The following is a 17234-nucleotide window of genomic DNA, read 5'->3' as shown; positions in this document are numbered from 1 at the left end:
ACCTCCTAATTGTCATCTCTAAATTTGGTTTTGAAAAATACCCATAGTAAGCATAGTACAAACAGGATATTCTGGATGGTTAAAACAGTCGTGACAGGCTGACCAAACAAGCCAATCAGACAGGCTAAAATGGTTGGTAGTCCCAAGCAATTGAGCGAGAAATTATAGCACTCTGCAAAGGTTTTAAAATGGAAGAAACGAGATTTCTTCGTTAAAAACAGGAAGAAGCTAGCGCCTAGCAAAATAAAGAGAAGGTTGGTCGAGAGGATAATTGTCGACACTAGGGTAATACTTAGGCCAACGGCTGCACGATTGGCTTGATACCATGATTTTGAAATGGCAGTTGTCAAGCTTTCCTTGTTAGAGAAATCAGCGGTTGTTAGACCTTCATAGCTTAACTGGGTCAGGATATCCTGACCTTTTCGAATGGTTAAGGTTTGTGTGTCAAATTGATAGGAGAAGTCGGAGCTCGTAGACACTGTGTCGCCGAAGGTTACTTGTTCCCAGTTACCATTTCCAGTATAGGCCAGTTGATGATTTTCAATTGTTACATGTTGGTGAAGATCCTCAACAATTTGCTCTGTCAAGGGATTATAAATCCCCTCTACAAAATTCTCCATAGGGTAGGTTTCAAGACTGGCAGTTTGCAATGAACTTGGGATGACTAATAGGGCGACCAGGAAAATAGTCGTAAATAGTCGCTGCCAGAGTGTCATCATATGTCGATTGGCAAACATGCTTTTTGGGGAGAATAGACTAGAAAAATATGAGAATGGATAAGGGAGCATAAGTGAACCTTTCATAAATATCTTTGCTCTGTCTAAAAAGGGAAAAGGTGGGACAGGGTTATCCCTTGTCACCACCACTTGTTAAACCAGATACAAAGTTCTTTTGTAGGAAGAAGAATAGGATACTGATTGGGAGGGCGATAAGGATAGCACCTGCCGCAAAGTAGGCAATCTTCAAGTTTTTCACATCAGAGATGAAGGTTTGAAGACCAACGGCTACAGTATAAAATTCTTTTTCACGAAGCAAGAATTTGGATAGGATGTAATCTCCAAATGGTCCCATGAAGGCCCAGAGCGCTTGTACAGCAATCATTGGGCGAACAAGTGGAAGAACGATTTGCCAGAAACGTCTGAAGTGACCAGCACCGTCTAGTTTTGCAGATTCATCGAGGGAAATTGGCACCGTATCGAAGTAGCCTTTCATGAGCCAAGCGTTCATTGGGATACCACCACCGACATAGAGGAAGATGAGGAACCAACTTTGGTTGAGCGCATTGAGCATGAGGGCCATAACGAAGAAGGCTGTAAGAGCCGCCATGGTTGGCACCATTTGAATAATCAAGAAGAAGACCAAACTCTGTTTACGAGCGATGAAGTTATAACGGCTATATGCATAACCTGCTAATACCACTATACTTGTTTGGATAACCATTGTCAAGAGAGCAATGATAAGCGTATTGAGGTACCAAGTTCCGTAAAGAGTTTCGGTAAAGAGTCCTTTGAAATTATCTAGTGTAAAGTTGATATTGCTATCCAATTTGAAGGCAACCACGTTACCAGACTTGAAGGCTGACATGATGGTAATCAATAGAGGATAGATGATAATGATAGAGAGGGTAATCAGATAAAGGTAAGTAAAGGTCTGATTGAGTATGCGTCTAGTTTTTACAGATACTTTCATCTTATACATCCTCCATTTCAAAGGCATTTAATTTCTTGAATGCAATCATAGAGATACTGATGACGATCATAGAGATAATCAAGGTCACCGCTGCAGCCATTGAATACTGAGGAGCAGTACCAGTTGTCAATTTGTAAATCCATGAAATCAAGATGTCAGTTGAACCAGCACCACCACCGACGCTACCAGGTCCACCGTTGTTGAAGAGGTAGATGATAGAGAAGTTGTTGAAGTTGAAGGTGTACTGACTGATAAGAGTTGGTGCAGCCACTGCCAAAATCATTGGAAGTGTGATACTGCGGAATTTTTGAATAGCACTTGCACCGTCAATGTAAGCCGCTTCGTACAAGTCGTTTGGAATGGATTGCAAAATACCCAAGGTCAAGACGTAGATATAAGGGAAACCAAGCCAAGCCTGCATCATGATAAGGGCAACCTTAGTCCAGAATGGATCTGTTTTCCATGGAATAAGGAAGTTGTCGATAAATGGCAAGAATTTGCTCAAGAATGGCAATACTTGTGTGTTAATGGCACCGACACTATCGTTGAACATGTTACTGAAAGTCAAGATAGTCACGAAGGCTGGAACAGCCCATGGGAGCAAGAAGATAACACCGAAGATGCGTTTGCCTTTAATAAATGGCTGGTTGGCAATGATGGCTGTCAAGATACCGATAACAATCTGTGCAGTTGAAGCAGCCAAGGCCCAAATAATTGTCCAACCTAGAACAGAACCGAAAGCTGAACGGAAGGTGCTCAATTTCCAAATATTGGTGAAGTTTGTGAGTCCAACCCAGTCCAATAGAGCGCCAGGAGGCAAATGTTGGAAATCGTAGTTGGTAAAGGCGATAAAGAGGGTTACCACAACAGGGAAGATGATAGCAAAAGTCATGGCAATGTAAGATGGAATAATTAAGAGATATGGGAATCCATTCTCATAGACACCTTTTACCATCTCATTTAATGTTGTTGGTACAGGGTAACCATTATTCCAACGTTGGGCTGTATCTTTAGCATCTTTTAGGTTAAGGGCATAAAAAGCGAGATAAACAACCGTGATGATTAAGTGGAAAGAACCACGAATCAACATAAAGAGGGAGTTGTCACGTCCGCGTTGACTACCTAGGGTAATCAAATTTCCTAATTCACCAGCAGCAATAGCAATGAAATAAATCAAAAATGCAATAGTAACTCCTAAGAAGATATATCCTTTTGCTTTTTGTTTATTATAGATTTGTCCGAGACCAGGGATCAAGGACAAAAGGAGTGCTTTACCTGGATTTTGTTTCATAGTCATAGTCTCCTTTAGCATCGAGAGTCAACTTTAAATGTCAATATACTTTTTAGCAGGATATTAACAAAGTAGACTGGGAGTTCTTCCCAGTCCAACTTTAAACTTGACTAGTTACCGTATTTTTGAGCGATTGTATCTTCGATCAATTTAACAGCATCAGTAGCAGCAGTTTTAGCATCTTTAGCTCCGCTAGCAGCTTCAAAGAGCATGTTTCCTGCAGGTTCCCAAACTGTGCTCATTTCTGAGATGTTTGGCATTGGTTGTGCTGAAGCGAATTGGTTGATAACTGCAGTTGTCAATTCATCGTTTTTGCCTACAGCATATTCACGTGCTTCTGTGTTAGCAGGAACTTCGTTTGTTGCATCGTAAAGAGCTTTTTGTTGATCAGTAGATGTCAAGTAGTCAACAAATTTTTGTGCCATTTCTGGGTTTTGAGAACCTGATGGAACAACCCAAGCTTTACCACCACCAAAGGCAGCGTATTCTTTGCCATTTGCAAGTGTTGGGATTGTTGCTACACCGTAGTTCAAACCAGCTTCTTTGTATGAAGCAGCTTTCCAAGGGCCTTCGATGATTGCCGCAGCTTTACCATCTGTAAATTGAGTGTTGATCAAGTTGTTTGCTGCAGTTCCGTCTTGAAGACCTTGAGGCCATTTTTCGTACCAAGTTTTAGCATATTCAATTGCTTTGATTGCACCGTCGTTTGCAAGACCGATGTCAGATGGGTTTGTACCATTGTCACCAAATACATAACCACCGTAACCAGCTAGAAGTCCATAAGTGTAGTAGAAGTTAGTCCAGTCTGCAAGGAAAGCAGTTGTTTTACCTGATTCACCTTCAAATGCATATTTGCTATCAGTTGCCAATTTTTCAAGATCAGCAAATGTTTTAGGTGCTTCTGTCAACAAATCTTTGTTGTAGTAAAGAACAAGTGTTTCAATAACAGCAGGTGAACCGTAGACTTTACCATCGTTTGTTACGAGAGCAGTTGTTGTATCGTCAGCCTTGCTTGTATCAGCAAGTGTTAATTCAGACAATTGACCTTCTGAACCAAGACTTCCTACGCGGTCGTATGGAGCCATCATAACGTCTGGAGCTGAGCCAGATTGGTTATCTAATGACAAGTTATCCAAACCTGTAAGGGCATCACCAGTTTTAACGTTAACAGTTACACCGTTTTCTTCTTCGAATGCAGCTTTTACATCGTTAATGTAAGTTTCATAACCTTGGTCAACGTAAATCGTCAATTCTTTGCTACTGTCTGCTGAGCTAGATGACTCTGACGATGAGTTTGAGCAAGCAGCCAAAACAGCTGTAGATGCAGCCAAGAGAGCAACGCTCTTAAGAAGTTTGTGTTTCATATTCTTCCCTCCAAGAATAAATGTTTTATTGTGAAACGCTTGCTAGCGCAAACGTTTTCCTAAGATGAATTTATTATACACCAGAATGAATGCGTTTGCAAGTGTTTTTATAAAAAAATTAAAAAATTTTTTTAGGTTAATATAAAATATCGGAAAAACGCTTCATTATTTAATGAAGAAACTTGTAAATGCTATCGAAATTATTTGATAGAACTGTGAAAAAAGCTTGATTTGTTACCGTTTTCAGTATATAATGAAAAAGAGAAAACGTTTGCGTCATGTAAGCGGATTAGATAGGAGAGCTTATGAAAGTAAGACAGAGTGGTGTGCTGATGCACATTTCATCATTACCAGGTAAATACGGCATTGGTTCTATGGGACAGGCTGCCTATGATTTTGTTGATTTTTTGGAAAGGACCAAGCAACGTTATTGGCAGATTTTACCACTAGGTACAACCAGTTATGGGGATTCACCTTATCAGTCTTTTTCAGCCTTTGCTGGAAATACCCACTTTATTGATTTTGATTTCTTGATTGAAAAGGGCTGGTTGACAGAGGCTGATCTTGCTGGGATTGACTTTGGTGACAATGCTACAGAAGTGGATTATGCCAAAATCTTTCACGGTCGTCGTCCTGTGTTGGAAAAGGTTGTGCAGGCTATAAAAGCAGAGGGCTTACCTGCTGATTATTGGTCTTTTGCAGAGGAAAATGGTTTTTGGTTGCATACTTTTGCGGAGTACATGGCGATTAAGGAGCATTTTGACCTCAAACCATGGACAGATTGGGAGGACCAGGGGGCTCGTCTGCGTTATCACGATACTTTAGAGTATTACCGTCATCTCTTGGCGGATCAGATGGATTACCACCGGATCACCCAGTATTTGTTCTTCAGCCAGTGGCATGCTTTGAAGGCTTACGCCAATGCCAAAGGGATCGAGTTTGTTGGGGATATGCCGATTTATATCGCAGCTGATTCAGCTGATATGTGGGCCAACCCACACTTCTTTAAGACGGATGAAGAAGGCAAGCCAAGTGTGGTTGCAGGCTGTCCACCTGATGCCTTTTCAGAAATCGGTCAGCTCTGGGGCAATCCAATCTATGACTGGGAAGCGATGAAATACGATGGCTTTACTTGGTGGGTGGCTCGCTTGCGTGAATCCTTCAAGATTTATGATATGGTACGGATTGACCACTTTATCGGCTTTGCTTCCTTCTGGGAAATCCCGGCTGGGGAAGAAACGGCAGTTAACGGCTACCGTGTAGAAGCACCAGGTTTTGAACTGTTTGAAACCATCAAGTATCACTTGGGTGATTTAAATATCATCGCAGAAGATTTGGGAACTGTGACAGACAAGGTGATTCAACTGCGTGAAACAACTGGTTTCCCAGGTATGAAAGTCTTGCAATTTGCCTTTGACCCTGAGGGCGACAGCATTGAGATGCCGCACAATCACCGCAATAATGTCGTAGCCTATACTGGTACCCATGATAATGATACGATTCTGGGTTGGTATGAAAAGGAAACGACGGAAGAATCCCGTGCATTCTTAGACAAGTACAGCAATCGTCGTGATGATGAAACGGTTAGCCATGCGATGTTCCGCCTGTTGTTCGGTTCACCTGCCTTTATGGCTGTGGCTACTATGCAGGACTTGCTTGGTCTGGATGGGTCAGCCCGCATGAATTTGCCAAATACCCTTGGTGGCAACTGGACCTGGCGGATGACTGCTGACCAGCTTACCCCTGCTATTGAGGCGGACTTGCTTGATTTGACAGTGACCTACCGCCGTGAGAATGCTATTATAAAAGCAAAAGAACAAGAAATGACAGAACCATCAGCCTAGGCTGGTAGCCGATTGAAGAAGTAGTCAATTTTGGACTTATTTCTTCAATCTTTTTTCATTAAGAAGGCAAGAAAAAATCTTAGAAACAAGGAAATCTAAGTGTTTCTAAGAGTTGAATTCTTCTTTCGTAAGTATGACCGACTGATTTTTTTGTTTTAAAGAAGTTGCTAATATAACATTAATACTTATCGTCATTAACACCATCATCCTCTTGTCTCCAGTATTTTCCCCAGTCAGACATGGCGTAGGTACTCAAGGCTGTGAAGATGATAATGGCTAGTAATTGTAAGAGATCATTCATCATGTTCAACTCCTTTATTTTTCTGCTTACGGACATAGAGCCAGTAGCTAATCCAGTAGTAGATGGTATAGAGCAGGGCGGCAACAAAGCTCCAGAAACCGATAGCAGCCAAAATATTAGTGAGGTCAGGGAAGAGTAATTTCGCAAATTGATAAAAGAGTAGGTAGAGATAAAAGTATAGCCAGTAGTATTTTTTGAAATGTTTCATCACTGTTCCTCCTTACCATTTTTTTTATCATAGCATTTTAATATATTTTTTTCAACTTGTTCACAGATTCACATTGACAAAGCATGGTTTTTGGAGTAGAATTAAACTAAAATTAGGAGGTTTCTATATGAAAAGACCAATTCATTTGTATATTTTTGTGATACTATCTAGTATTGCCAGTATCTTGAGGCTATTCAGTGCCTTTGTTTCGATCTTTAACGAGGAGCAGGTTCGTTCGGCTATGCAGGGAGCTGCAGGGATTAATGTGGAAGAGTATATTCTTGTTTCGCGCGAAACAGCCAATCTCCAGACTAGCATGATTCAGAAGATAGCAGCTATAGTCATGTTTGGTCTACTGATTGCGGTCATTGTTTTCCTATTCATGAAGAAAAATGAGCTGGCCTCCTATCTTTACATTGGCTATCTATTTTCAACCTTGCTACTGAACACCTATAACTACCTAGCAGGTAAAGGTGTTGCTCAACTCTACTCAGATGCAGCCTTTCGTGATGTGACAGCAGCAACTATGTTAGGGGGCTACATCATCAATATTGTCTTATTTGCTATTTATTTTGGTGTGACGGTGTTCTTCCATTTACGTAAGCCAAAGGAACAGCCAAGTACTGCTATTAATTCCACAGATATTTAATCATCTAAAAAACTGCACGGTTCATAGTGACCCTGCAGTTTCTTTGTTTTTATGGAATAGCAATGTAGCGACGGGCCCCAGAAAAGCTGACATAACTGATCCATTGACGTCCTTCGGCAGTGACAATGCGGTCATAGCGGACAGATGAGCCAGCGTTATAGTAAGCAACCTCGGCAGAGGATAGGCTTGGTTGATTACGGATACTAGCTCTACTACGGAAGGTGTAAGTACCTGATGCAGGAAGCTGATTGTTAGCTTGAGTAGATGGCTGTGCTACTTGAGTTGGTGTTATTTGCTTGATAGGAATATAACGACGAGCCCCTGAATAACTAAGATAGCTAATCCACTGATATCCATCTGCTGTCAGTACTTTATCATAGCGAACTGTCTCTCCAGAGTAGTAGTAATCGATAGTCGAGCTGGATTGTTTGGCTTCATTTTTAATAGGTGCTTGTTGAGTGAAGGTATAAGTTCCGCTTGAAGCTAAGCTAGAGGAATTAGAAGTGGTTGGCTTTGTTTGGGTAATGGACGAGCTAGATAGGTCTTTGAAATGAATGTAGCCGCTGACAGAATTTTTAGAAATCCATCGTCTGTGGTAACTTTCTGAATAGTTGTAATTATATTCTTCAATTTCAACACGGTCGCCATCAATTGCAGTTACCCAAGCAACGTGCATGGTATTCCACCAAGCAACGGATCCTAAGGCAGGATTCATATCAACTCGATAACCTTCGCTTTGAGCCCTCGTTCCCCAAACATCGGCATTACCATAAGCACGAGGTAGTGTAAAGCCGTTTACGGAACTGAGACGATAAGCTACGAATGAAGTACACTGACGTGTATAGAGCCCCCAAGGGTCGATTTGCCAACCTGTTTTATAGGGATAGTCGTCACCTTGTGAAATTGAGCCGGTTGTTGTAGAACGTGTACTAGAATTTTGAACAGTTGCGGTCCTTGCTTGATTTGTTGTAGGGCTTTGGCTGTTACGCGTCTGACTTTGGCTTGTATTTTTTTGGGAAATAGCAGAGCTACTTGCTGATGAAGTATTAGTCTGGTTTTGGTTGGTTTTTGTTTGCTTAGTCTGGCTTTGACTTTCCTGAGAAGCAGATGTCGTTTGTTGAGAGCTTGCTGGAGTAGCTGGACTAGAAGATGGAGTGGTTACTTGTGTAGACGATGTAGTTGTGCCTGCAGGGTTCTTTTCTTGATAGCTTGATGGGGTGGATTGAATGGAAGTCGTAGTACTTGTTTGGTTTGTACTAGACTGATTGCTAGTAGATTGACTGACTTGTGTTTTTATGTCCTGACCAGTCGAGCTAGTCGTCCTTGTTTGGGTGGAAGACGGGGTTATAGCTGTACCGGTTGTCGTATTGGCAGTAGCCACTGGGCCAGCTGTTAGACAAGCGTAGGCAAGTAAAACAGAGGCGGCGCCGAGTGAATAGGTGCGGATAGAAAAACGTGGTTGATTTGTTGTCAGTGTTCTTTGTGTCATTCAGACTCCTTTAAAAAATGTTTTGTAGAGGTCTTAGAACCTGTATTCACTAGTAAAGTACTTTTAGATAAGAGACCATTTTTCGCTCATCAAGGAAGTTTTTGAGAGAATACTGACTGTATTTTGAAAAAAACGAATGATGAGTAGCTGAAAAACTAGCTTTAAGTGGAAGTACTGAACTGTGAATACAGGTTCTTATTCCCCCTCGCTAAATCTATTCGCACTTGTCTGATATTTTTTGAAATTTTTTAGTCGTTTACTGAAATTTATTGGTTGCTGGCAACGAAAAATCCTCAACCAGTAAGATTGAGGATAGGATGTAATTACATTTTTTCTGGTGCTTTTACGCCGAGAAGACGTAGAGCTTCTTTGAGGACGACACCAGTTGTGTAGGCAAGAGCCAAACGGCTGTCACGCTCTGGGCTTTCATCCAAGATACGCGTGTGTGCGTAGTACTTGTTGAAGGCTTGAGCTAGGTTGATAGCATATTTAGCAATGAGGGATGGGTCAAATTTATCACCAGCACGTTCTACAACGTTTGAGAAGTTTTGGATGTGCTTGATGATGTCCCAGCTTTCTGCATCAGCCAGTTTGTAGTCATTTTCTGCGCTTGGTACAAAGTTGGCTTTGCGCAGGATAGACTGGATGCGGGCGTATGCGTATTGTACATAAGGACCTGTTTCGCCTTCGAAGGAAACCATAGCTTCTAGGTCGAAGTCGTAGCCGTTGTCACGGTCGGTTTTGAGGTCGTAGAACTTAACAGCGCCGACACCAACTGCGTGTGCCACTTCTTCCTTGTTTTCAAGGTCAGGGTTTTTAGCTTCGATTTGAGTAAGGGCACGTGAAATAGCTTCATCTAGAGTTGGCTCGAGCAGGATGATATTTCCTTTACGAGTGGATAGCTTTTTCTTGTCCTTGGTAACCAGACCGAAGGTGATATGGGTCATATCGTCGCTCCAGTCGAAATCCATTTCTTTCAAGACAGCCTTGAGCTGTTTGAAGTGGTTGATTTGCTCCTGGCCAACGACATAGATGCTTTTCACAAAGTCGTAAGTGCGTTTGCGGTACATAGCTGTTGCCATATCACGTGTGATGTAAAGTGTTGCACCGTCTGTTTTCATGATGAGGGCTGGTGGCAGATTGTAGCTTTCAAGGTCAACGATTTTGGCACCTTTAGACTCTTGAAGAAGTCCTTTTTCTTCTAAGATTTGGATACCTTCGTCCATCTTATCGTTGTAGAAGGCTTCGCCATTATAGCTGTCGAATGTTACGCCGAGTTTGTCGTAGATGCGGTTGAATTCGACCAAGCTTTCATCACGGAACCATTGCCATAGCTCGTGTGCTTCTGGATCGCCATCTTCCAATTTTTTGAACCATTGGCGTGCTTCTTCGTCCAACTCAGGTTTTTCTTCCGCTTCGGCATTGATACGGACGTAGAGCTTGAGCAATTCTGAAATAGGATCTGCTTCGACCGCAGCCTTGTCACCCCAAAGTTTGTAGGCAACAATCAACATACCAAATTGTTTACCCCAGTCACCCAAGTGGTTGATGCGGATTGGCTTGTAGCCAAGCTTTTCGTGGATGTTAGCAAGGGCATCACCGATAACGGTTGAGCGCAAATGGCCAACTGAGAATGGTTTAGCAATGTTTGGGCTAGACATGTCGATGGTTACATTGCGTCCTTGACCAATGTTGAGTTGACCGTATTGGTCTTTTTCAGTAATAACATCTGTCAAGACTTGGTGGGAGATTGCAGCCTTGTCCAAGAAGAAGTTGACATAAGGGCCCGTTGCAACAACTTTTTCAAAGCCAGTTGTATCGAGTTTTTCAACGATATCTGCTGCGATAGCCTGTGGAGCCTTGCGTTCCACTTTAGCAAGTGAGAAGGCAGGGAAGGCAATATCGCCCATTTCTGATGATTTTGGTTTTTCTAGCAGATTGTAGATAGCTTCCACTTCCAAACTCGGAAGGATGGCAGCCAATTTTTCTGCAATCATTTGTTTTTGATTCATATAGGATTTCCTCCAACGTTATTGATTCTATTTTATCACATTTCTAGGCTAATAGCGGGGAAAAGTGTTATAATATTTCTATAAATATACATTCTGAGGTAAAATGATGAATAAAACAGGACGACATGATTTGATTCGGGCCATGATTCGTCAGGAAAAGATTGGACGTCAAACAGATATTCAGCAGGCATTAGAGGCTCAAGGAGTAGTGGTGACCCAGACCACATTGTCACGGGACTTGCGTGAATTAGGCGTGATAAAAATTCATGAAAATGGGCATTCCTTTTATTCTTTGGCAGTGGAGGAAGACGGAGTTAACTTTATCCAACTATTGGCACAATATGCATATAAAGTCGACAGAGCTAGTTTTATCCTAGTTCTTCATTCGGACCTTGGGGAAGCTGCTTTGATGGCCAATATTATCGATGCTGAGAAGCCAAAGTCGATTTTAGGAACCTTGGCAGGTGCAGATACCTTGTTGGTTATCTGTCGAGATGAGGAGGCCGCCAAACAGGTTGAGGCTGAAATAAATTATTACTTGAATTAGAATAGAGAGAAAGAATGGCAACAGAAAAAATTTCTCCAGGCATGCAGCAGTATCTGGATATTAAAGCAAACTATCCAGATGCTTTTTTGCTGTTTCGTATGGGTGACTTTTATGAATTATTTTATGAAGATGCGGTCGAAGCTGCGCAGATTTTGGAATTATCTCTGACCAGTCGGAACAAAAATGCGGAAAATCCCATTCCCATGGCAGGCGTTCCCTATCATGCAGCCCAGCAGTACATTGATACATTAGTTGAGCTGGGGCATAAGGTGGCGATTGCTGAGCAAATGGAGGATCCAAAACAAGCGGTCGGTGTGGTCAAGCGGGAAGTGGTGCAGGTTATCACACCGGGAACAGTCATGGATTCCACCAAAATGGGAGCCGATAGCAACTACCTGGTCACTATTGACCGTCAGGGTGTGCAATATGCCCTTTCCTACATGGATGTGTCAACAGGGCAATTTTTTGTAACTAGTTTGGATGATTTTACCAGTCTTTGTAGTGAAATCAGGAACTTACGAGCGCGTGAATTGGTCATTGGTTACGCTCTTTCTGAGGAAGAAGAGCAGGTCTTCTCCAATCAGATGAACTTGTTGCTGTCTTTTGAAGATGAGGTGACGGAGGATGTTCAGCTGATTGATAACTCGCTGACGGATTTGGAAAAGGCTGCGGCGGGCAAACTCCTCAGCTACCTGCACCGGACACAGATGCGGGACTTGAGCCACTTACAGAAGGTGGTCCATTATGAAATCAAGGACTATCTGCAAATGGACTATGCAACCAAATCCAGTTTGGACCTGCTGGAAAATGGTCGAACTGGCAAGAAGCATGGCAGCTTGTATTGGTTGCTGGACGAAACCAAGACAGCTATGGGGATGCGGCTCTTGCGGGCTTGGATTGACAGGCCCTTGATTGACCTCAAGCGGATTGAGAGTCGTCAGGCTGTCGTTCAGGTTTTTCTGGATTACTTCTTTGAACGGAGTGACTTGGTCGAGGCTTTAAAAGGTGTCTATGACATCGAACGCTTGGCCAGTCGGGTGTCTTTTGGAAAAACCATGCCCAAGGATCTCTTGCAGCTCTCCCAGACTCTGGGAAATATCCCAGCAATCAAGAATATCTTGCTACAAATCAATGAGCCTGCTCTAGGCAATCTGGTAGCTGGATTGGACCCAATCCCAGAACTGCACGCTCTCATCAGCTCTGCTATTGACCCAGAAGCCCAAGGGGCTATTACAGACGGCAATATCATCCGCACGGGCTTTGATGAAACCTTGGACCAGTACCGCCTGGTCATGCGTGAGGGTGCGGGTTGGATTGCAGAGATTGAGGCCAAGGAGCGTGAAGCGTCTGGTATCAACAATCTTAAGATTGATTACAACAAAAAAGACGGCTACTATTTCCATGTGACCAATTCCAATCTGGGCAATGTGCCGGACCATTTTTTCCGTAAGGCGACCTTGAAAAACTCGGAGCGCTATGGTACGGAGGAGTTGGCTAAGATTGAAGGGCAGATGTTGGAGGCGCGTGATAAATCGGCTAACCTAGAGTATGAGATTTTCATGCGGATTCGCCAAGAGGTTGAGAAGTATATCGGTCGCTTGCAGAAGTTGGCTCGGACCATTGCAACCATCGATGTTTTGCAGGCCTTTGCAGTTGTGGCGGAGCAGCAACATTTGGTTTGTCCACGCTTCACAGATCAAAGAGAACTGACCATTGACCGTGGACGTCATGCAGTGGTGGAGAAGGTCATGGGCAAGCAGACCTACATTCCCAACTCTATTCACTTGAATACCGATACGCATATGCAATTGATTACTGGTCCAAACATGAGTGGTAAGTCTACCTATATGCGGCAGTTGGCGGTTATCGTCATCATGGCGCAGATGGGTTCTTATGTGCCTGCTGATCAGGCTGAATTGCCGATTTTCGATGCTATTTTCACCCGTATTGGGGCGGCAGACGACTTGGTTAGTGGTCAATCGACCTTTATGGTGGAGATGATGGAGGCCAATAAGGCGGTCCGTCTGGCGACAGATCGGTCGCTCATCCTCTTTGACGAGCTTGGACGGGGAACGGCTACCTATGACGGTATGGCCCTGGCCCAGTCTATCATCGAGTACATCCACGACAAGATTGGTGCCAAGACTCTCTTTGCTACCCACTACCATGAGTTGACAGACCTTAGCCAGACCTTGGAACACTTAGAGAATGTCCATGTATCAACCTTGGAGAAGGACGGCCAAGTCACCTTCCTCCACAAGATTGCACAAGGCCCAGCTGACAAGTCCTACGGGATTCACGTGGCTAAGATTGCTGGAATGCCAGAGGAGTTATTGGAGCGGGCGGACAGGATTTTGCAGACGCTTGAAAACCAAGCCCCTACTGCACCAACTCACCCAGTTCCGACAGTTGTGGAAGAGCCGTCAGGTCAACTTGACCTCTTCGCAGACACGCCTTCTCACCCAGTCCTCGATGAACTGGAAAAACTAGACATCTACAATATGACCCCGATGGAAGTCATGATGAGGGTGGCAGAATTGAAGAAAAAAATATAAGGCAATGAAAGTCAGGACAGTTGTTCTGGCTTTTTTGGTCAAAAAACGAACGATTGGAGATGTCTTTTGAAAATATCTTGTTGTTTTTGATGTACATAGGCTATACTGATGAAAGATAAACATAAAGAATGGGAGATGACTGGCTATGCAACATAATCAGGACCTGCGTGTGAAACTGTTTCAATTGGAGCAATTGGTTTTGGATATATATGCTGAACTAGAAAGGCAAAATCCGCAATTTGCCCCAATCAGCTGGTATGTGTATCATCTGGGTTTGGATGATGAGCAGACTAGCGACATCATGCAGTATTTTCTCTTCCAACAGGACAAACCTCTTAATGAGTTGACAACTTGGTTGGAAGAGTGGGTTGCGACCAATCGTTACCCTTATCCTCGTGATTTTATTGAAAAGATGGCTCGTCGCTACTATGAAGAAGTCACACGGGCAGTTGATAGGTCGGATGCCAGTCTGTCCTTAGAAGATTTGGAGCAGTTGAAGGCAAGCGGAGCCTTCGATGGGTTAGATGAGTTTGAAGAGTAAAGCTCCAGAGGTTTCTAGTTCCTCGCATAAAAAATGTTGATATAACAGACTAAGTCAGGACAGCTGTTCTGGCTTTTTTGCGATAAAAAAACCGCTTCTGTAAAAAAGCAGGAGTGGATGGCTGATTAGTTCAAATAGTTCTGTAAACTGTCGATGAGTTCTTGATTAGACTGGATATAGGCTTGTTTTTTTTCTATGGTCAAGCCATCTAGTTGACGAAAACAGGAAAGTAGCTTGTCTTCAAGGGTTTCTTGGAGATTTTGACCGTCTTCGGTAAGGTAGATGAGGAGTTGTCGCTTATCTTCCTTAGGAATCATGCGGCGGATATACCCCTTTTCTTCTAAGCGTTTGAGAAGAGGCGTTAAAGTATTACTGGCAAGATCCAATTTTTCACCCAGCACCTTGAGTGATAGAGGAGATGTTTCCCAAAGGACAACGAGTACGAGGTACTGAGTATATGTCAAATCAAATTCCTTGAGATTTTTCATGTAAAACTGATTAAAGAGCTTGTTAACATGGTAGAAGGAATGGCAGAGCTGTTTTGAATAATGATAATCGGACATGGTTTCTCGTCTTTCTAATCGTTTGCGATAAAAATATCTTATCAAAATTCTTTTGTCTTGACAAATCAAATGAATAAGCATAGACTATACACATATCAAAAAACAATCGCATGCGATTGAATAAAAGGTGAAAAAATGAAAAAAGTATTGATTGTCTTAACAAATGTCCAACAGTATGGTGAGCATGAGCGACTTACAGGCCTATGGCTTAGTGAGCTGACTCAGTTTTATGATGAGTTGGTCAAGGCAGGATATGAGGCGGATTTTGTTAGTCCAAAGGGTGGTTACGTGCCACTGGATCCACATAGCCTGACAATGATGGATGCTGTGGACCGCACTTACTACACGGACGCTGATTTTCGCAATCGTGCCCTGGGTCAAACGCTTCGACCAGATCAGGTTAAGGCGGCTGACTACGATGTGATTTTCTACACAGGTGGTCATGGGGTTATGTGGGATTTTCCAGAGTCAATGGAAATAGCAGAGCTGGCCAGCCAGATTTACCAAAATGGAGGCCTTGTAACAGCAGTCTGTCACGGTGTGGCAGGACTCTTGCCTATTAAAGATGAGGCAGGTCAGGCCTTGATTGAAGGGAAAGTTATTACTGGTTTTACCAATCAAGAAGAAGAACTAAACGGGACTACCGATTTCGTACCATTTTTAACGGAAACTGCTCTTCTTGAAAAAGGAGCTAAGGTTGAGATTGGAACAGCCTTTACACCGGTAGTTCGCCAAGATAGTCGTGTCTTGACAGGTCAAAATCCTCAATCTGCTCGTGCCCTGGGTCAGATGGTCGTTTCTGTATTAGCAAAAGAAGGAGAGAAATAATGTACCAATACGATGTTACTTTTATCGGCTCTGGTCATGCTAACTGGCATGCTGCTGTTGACTTGGCCAAGGCAGGTAAAAAAGTTGCCATTGTCGAAAAAGATATTATAGCTGGAACCTGTACAAACTATGGTTGTAACGCTAAGTTCTTGCTAGAAAGTCCGTTTGAATTTATGGACGGCTTGGCTCGGTATGAAAAGGCAGGGATTGCCAAAACAGGTGAGATTTCTTGGGAGAAGCTCATGGCTTACAAAAAAGAGGAAATCCCGACCTACTCTCCTATGCTAGAAGGCATGTTTGCCCATCTATCGATTGACGTCTTAAAAGGTCACGGACAGTTAAAAGATGCTCATACTGTCTTGGTTGATGACAAGGAAATTTCGACAGACTATGTCGTCATCGGAACAGGTCAACGTCCAGCACGCCTCAATGTTCCTGGTAATGAATGGTTCCAAGATAGCCGTGCCTTTCTTGATATGGACCATATGCCTGAGAGACTGGTCTTTATCGGTGCTGGGATTATCGCGTTAGAATTTGCGACAATGGCTTCGCTACTGGGCTCAGAAGTTCACATCATTGAGTTTGCAGATCGTGCTTTAGCAGCCTATCCTGAAAAAATGGTAGCCACTGTGGTTGAAAAAATGACAGCCGATGGCGTCCAGTTCCATTTTAACCAAGCTGTTTCTTCCGCTGAAAAAACTGCAAGTGGCCTTCTTGTCAAGACGGCTCAAGGATTAGAAATCGAGACAGATACGATTATTGATGCGACAGGCCGCGTGTCAAACGTAGAAGGTCTTGGCTTGGAAACTGTGGGAGTGGATTTTGACCGAACAGGTATCAAGGTAAATGAGTTTATGCAGACATCTCTATCCAACATCTACGCATCTGGAGATGTGGTTTCAAAAACCATTCCTCGCTTAACACCGACTGCCAGCTTTGAGTCTAGCTACATTGCAGAGCACATTTTGGGAAGTCCAGATCCGATTGACTATCCAGTAGTTCCAAACGTTGTTTTCACTCTGCCGCGTCTGGCACAAGTCGGTGTCACTGTGGCAGAAGCCGAGGCCAATCCGGAACAATATCAGATTATCGAGGTTCCCTTTGGTCAACGATTGAAATTCCAAACGAAGTTAGAAGCGGAGGCTCGTTTTACGCTGATTGTTGGTAAGGATAAAACCTTGAAAGGGGCAGCTTTGTTGGGACATGAAGCAGGAGAGATGGTAAACTTGCTGACTTTGATTGTCAATCAGAAGTTAACCGCAAAAGACTTAAATCGTATGATTTTTGCCTTTCCTGCAACGACCTACGCCCTACTTTCTAATGTCATAACAGCACTATCGTAAGGGGGGGATA

Annotated in this window: 16 protein-coding genes; 7 read left to right on the top strand and 9 right to left on the bottom strand. The window is 43.1% G+C overall.

The window, feature by feature from the left end; genetic code table 11:
• Window positions 1–5: 5 nt before the first annotated feature.
• The 4 genes from SST62_RS0101405 to SST62_RS0101390 all read right to left on the bottom strand — a co-directional run bounded on the left by SST62_RS0101405 (window position 6) and on the right by SST62_RS0101390 (window position 4344).
• Window positions 6–719, bottom strand: a complete 714-nt coding sequence (locus tag SST62_RS0101405) for a hypothetical protein (protein WP_228376833.1) — start codon at window positions 717–719, stop codon at window positions 6–8.
• A 127-nt stretch (window positions 720–846) separates the two neighbouring features.
• A complete protein-coding gene (locus SST62_RS0101400; RefSeq protein WP_029186016.1) occupies window positions 847–1689 on the bottom strand; it encodes a sugar ABC transporter permease in 843 nt (280 codons plus the stop codon).
• Window position 1690: 1 nt separating this feature from the next.
• On the bottom strand, window positions 1691–2986 hold the full coding sequence (locus SST62_RS0101395) for a sugar ABC transporter permease (protein ID WP_029186015.1): 1296 nt from the start codon (window positions 2984–2986) through the stop codon (window positions 1691–1693).
• 104 nt (window positions 2987–3090) lie between these two features.
• A complete protein-coding gene (locus tag SST62_RS0101390) occupies window positions 3091–4344 on the bottom strand; it encodes an extracellular solute-binding protein (RefSeq protein WP_029186014.1) in 1254 nt (417 codons plus the stop codon).
• 305 nt (window positions 4345–4649) lie between these two features.
• On the opposite strand from SST62_RS0101390, the gene malQ reads away from it, so the two are divergent.
• Window positions 4650–6188, top strand: coding sequence for a 4-alpha-glucanotransferase (gene malQ / locus SST62_RS0101385; protein ID WP_029186013.1), 1539 nt, complete (start codon window positions 4650–4652; stop codon window positions 6186–6188).
• A 178-nt stretch (window positions 6189–6366) separates the two neighbouring features.
• Here malQ and SST62_RS1000000112980 read toward each other — a convergent pair whose 3' ends face one another.
• A complete protein-coding gene (locus SST62_RS1000000112980; protein ID WP_266577791.1) occupies window positions 6367–6492 on the bottom strand; it encodes a hypothetical protein in 126 nt (41 codons plus the stop codon).
• A complete protein-coding gene (locus SST62_RS01000000111380) occupies window positions 6482–6697 on the bottom strand; it encodes a hypothetical protein (protein WP_029186012.1) in 216 nt (71 codons plus the stop codon). Before SST62_RS01000000111380 ends, SST62_RS1000000112980 begins: the two co-directional genes overlap by 11 nt.
• A 127-nt stretch (window positions 6698–6824) precedes the next feature.
• Here SST62_RS01000000111380 and SST62_RS0101370 point away from each other — a divergent pair, with 127 nt between their 5' ends.
• Window positions 6825–7346 carry a hypothetical protein gene (locus SST62_RS0101370; RefSeq protein WP_029186011.1) on the top strand — a complete coding sequence of 174 codons (522 nt, stop codon included), beginning with the start codon at window positions 6825–6827 and terminating at the stop codon, window positions 7344–7346.
• A 49-nt stretch (window positions 7347–7395) separates the two neighbouring features.
• Here SST62_RS0101370 and SST62_RS1000000111970 read toward each other — a convergent pair whose 3' ends face one another.
• Window positions 7396–8835: an SH3 domain-containing protein gene (locus tag SST62_RS1000000111970; RefSeq protein WP_029186010.1), complete on the bottom strand. Its 1440-nt coding sequence runs from the start codon at window positions 8833–8835 to the stop codon at window positions 7396–7398.
• A 323-nt stretch (window positions 8836–9158) separates the two neighbouring features.
• Window positions 9159–10847, bottom strand: a complete 1689-nt coding sequence (argS, locus tag SST62_RS0101360) for an arginine--tRNA ligase (RefSeq protein WP_029186009.1) — start codon at window positions 10845–10847, stop codon at window positions 9159–9161.
• Between the two features lie 106 nt (window positions 10848–10953).
• Here argS and argR point away from each other — a divergent pair, with 106 nt between their 5' ends.
• From argR to SST62_RS0101345, 3 genes are all read left to right on the top strand, one after another.
• On the top strand, window positions 10954–11394 hold the full coding sequence (gene argR, locus SST62_RS0101355) for an arginine repressor (RefSeq protein ID WP_029186008.1): 441 nt from the start codon (window positions 10954–10956) through the stop codon (window positions 11392–11394).
• A 14-nt stretch (window positions 11395–11408) separates the two neighbouring features.
• The gene (gene mutS, locus SST62_RS0101350; protein ID WP_029186007.1) at window positions 11409–13949 is read left to right on the top strand and encodes a DNA mismatch repair protein MutS; all 2541 of its coding nucleotides are present in this window, start codon (window positions 11409–11411) and stop codon (window positions 13947–13949) included.
• Between the two features lie 145 nt (window positions 13950–14094).
• Window positions 14095–14490, top strand: coding sequence for a hypothetical protein (locus SST62_RS0101345; RefSeq protein WP_029186006.1), 396 nt, complete (start codon window positions 14095–14097; stop codon window positions 14488–14490).
• A gap of 125 nt (window positions 14491–14615) precedes the next feature.
• On the opposite strand, the gene SST62_RS0101340 is transcribed toward SST62_RS0101345, so the two are convergent.
• Window positions 14616–15053 carry a MarR family winged helix-turn-helix transcriptional regulator gene (locus SST62_RS0101340; protein ID WP_029186005.1) on the bottom strand — a complete coding sequence of 146 codons (438 nt, stop codon included), beginning with the start codon at window positions 15051–15053 and terminating at the stop codon, window positions 14616–14618.
• 135 nt (window positions 15054–15188) lie between these two features.
• Here SST62_RS0101340 and SST62_RS0101335 point away from each other — a divergent pair, with 135 nt between their 5' ends.
• Both SST62_RS0101335 and SST62_RS0101330 read left to right on the top strand, forming a co-directional pair.
• Complete coding sequence (locus SST62_RS0101335; protein WP_029186004.1) at window positions 15189–15881, top strand: type 1 glutamine amidotransferase domain-containing protein; 693 nt, start codon at window positions 15189–15191, stop codon at window positions 15879–15881.
• On the top strand, window positions 15881–17224 hold the full coding sequence (locus SST62_RS0101330; RefSeq protein WP_029186003.1) for a dihydrolipoyl dehydrogenase family protein: 1344 nt from the start codon (window positions 15881–15883) through the stop codon (window positions 17222–17224). Before SST62_RS0101335 ends, SST62_RS0101330 begins: the two co-directional genes overlap by 1 nt.
• The last annotated feature ends 10 nt before the right edge of the window (window positions 17225–17234 follow it).

The organism is Streptococcus suis YS56 (genome assembly GCF_000440115.1).
Lineage (GTDB): Bacteria > Bacillota > Bacilli > Lactobacillales > Streptococcaceae > Streptococcus > Streptococcus suis_L.
This window is presented reverse-complemented; position numbering and strand designations above follow the sequence as displayed.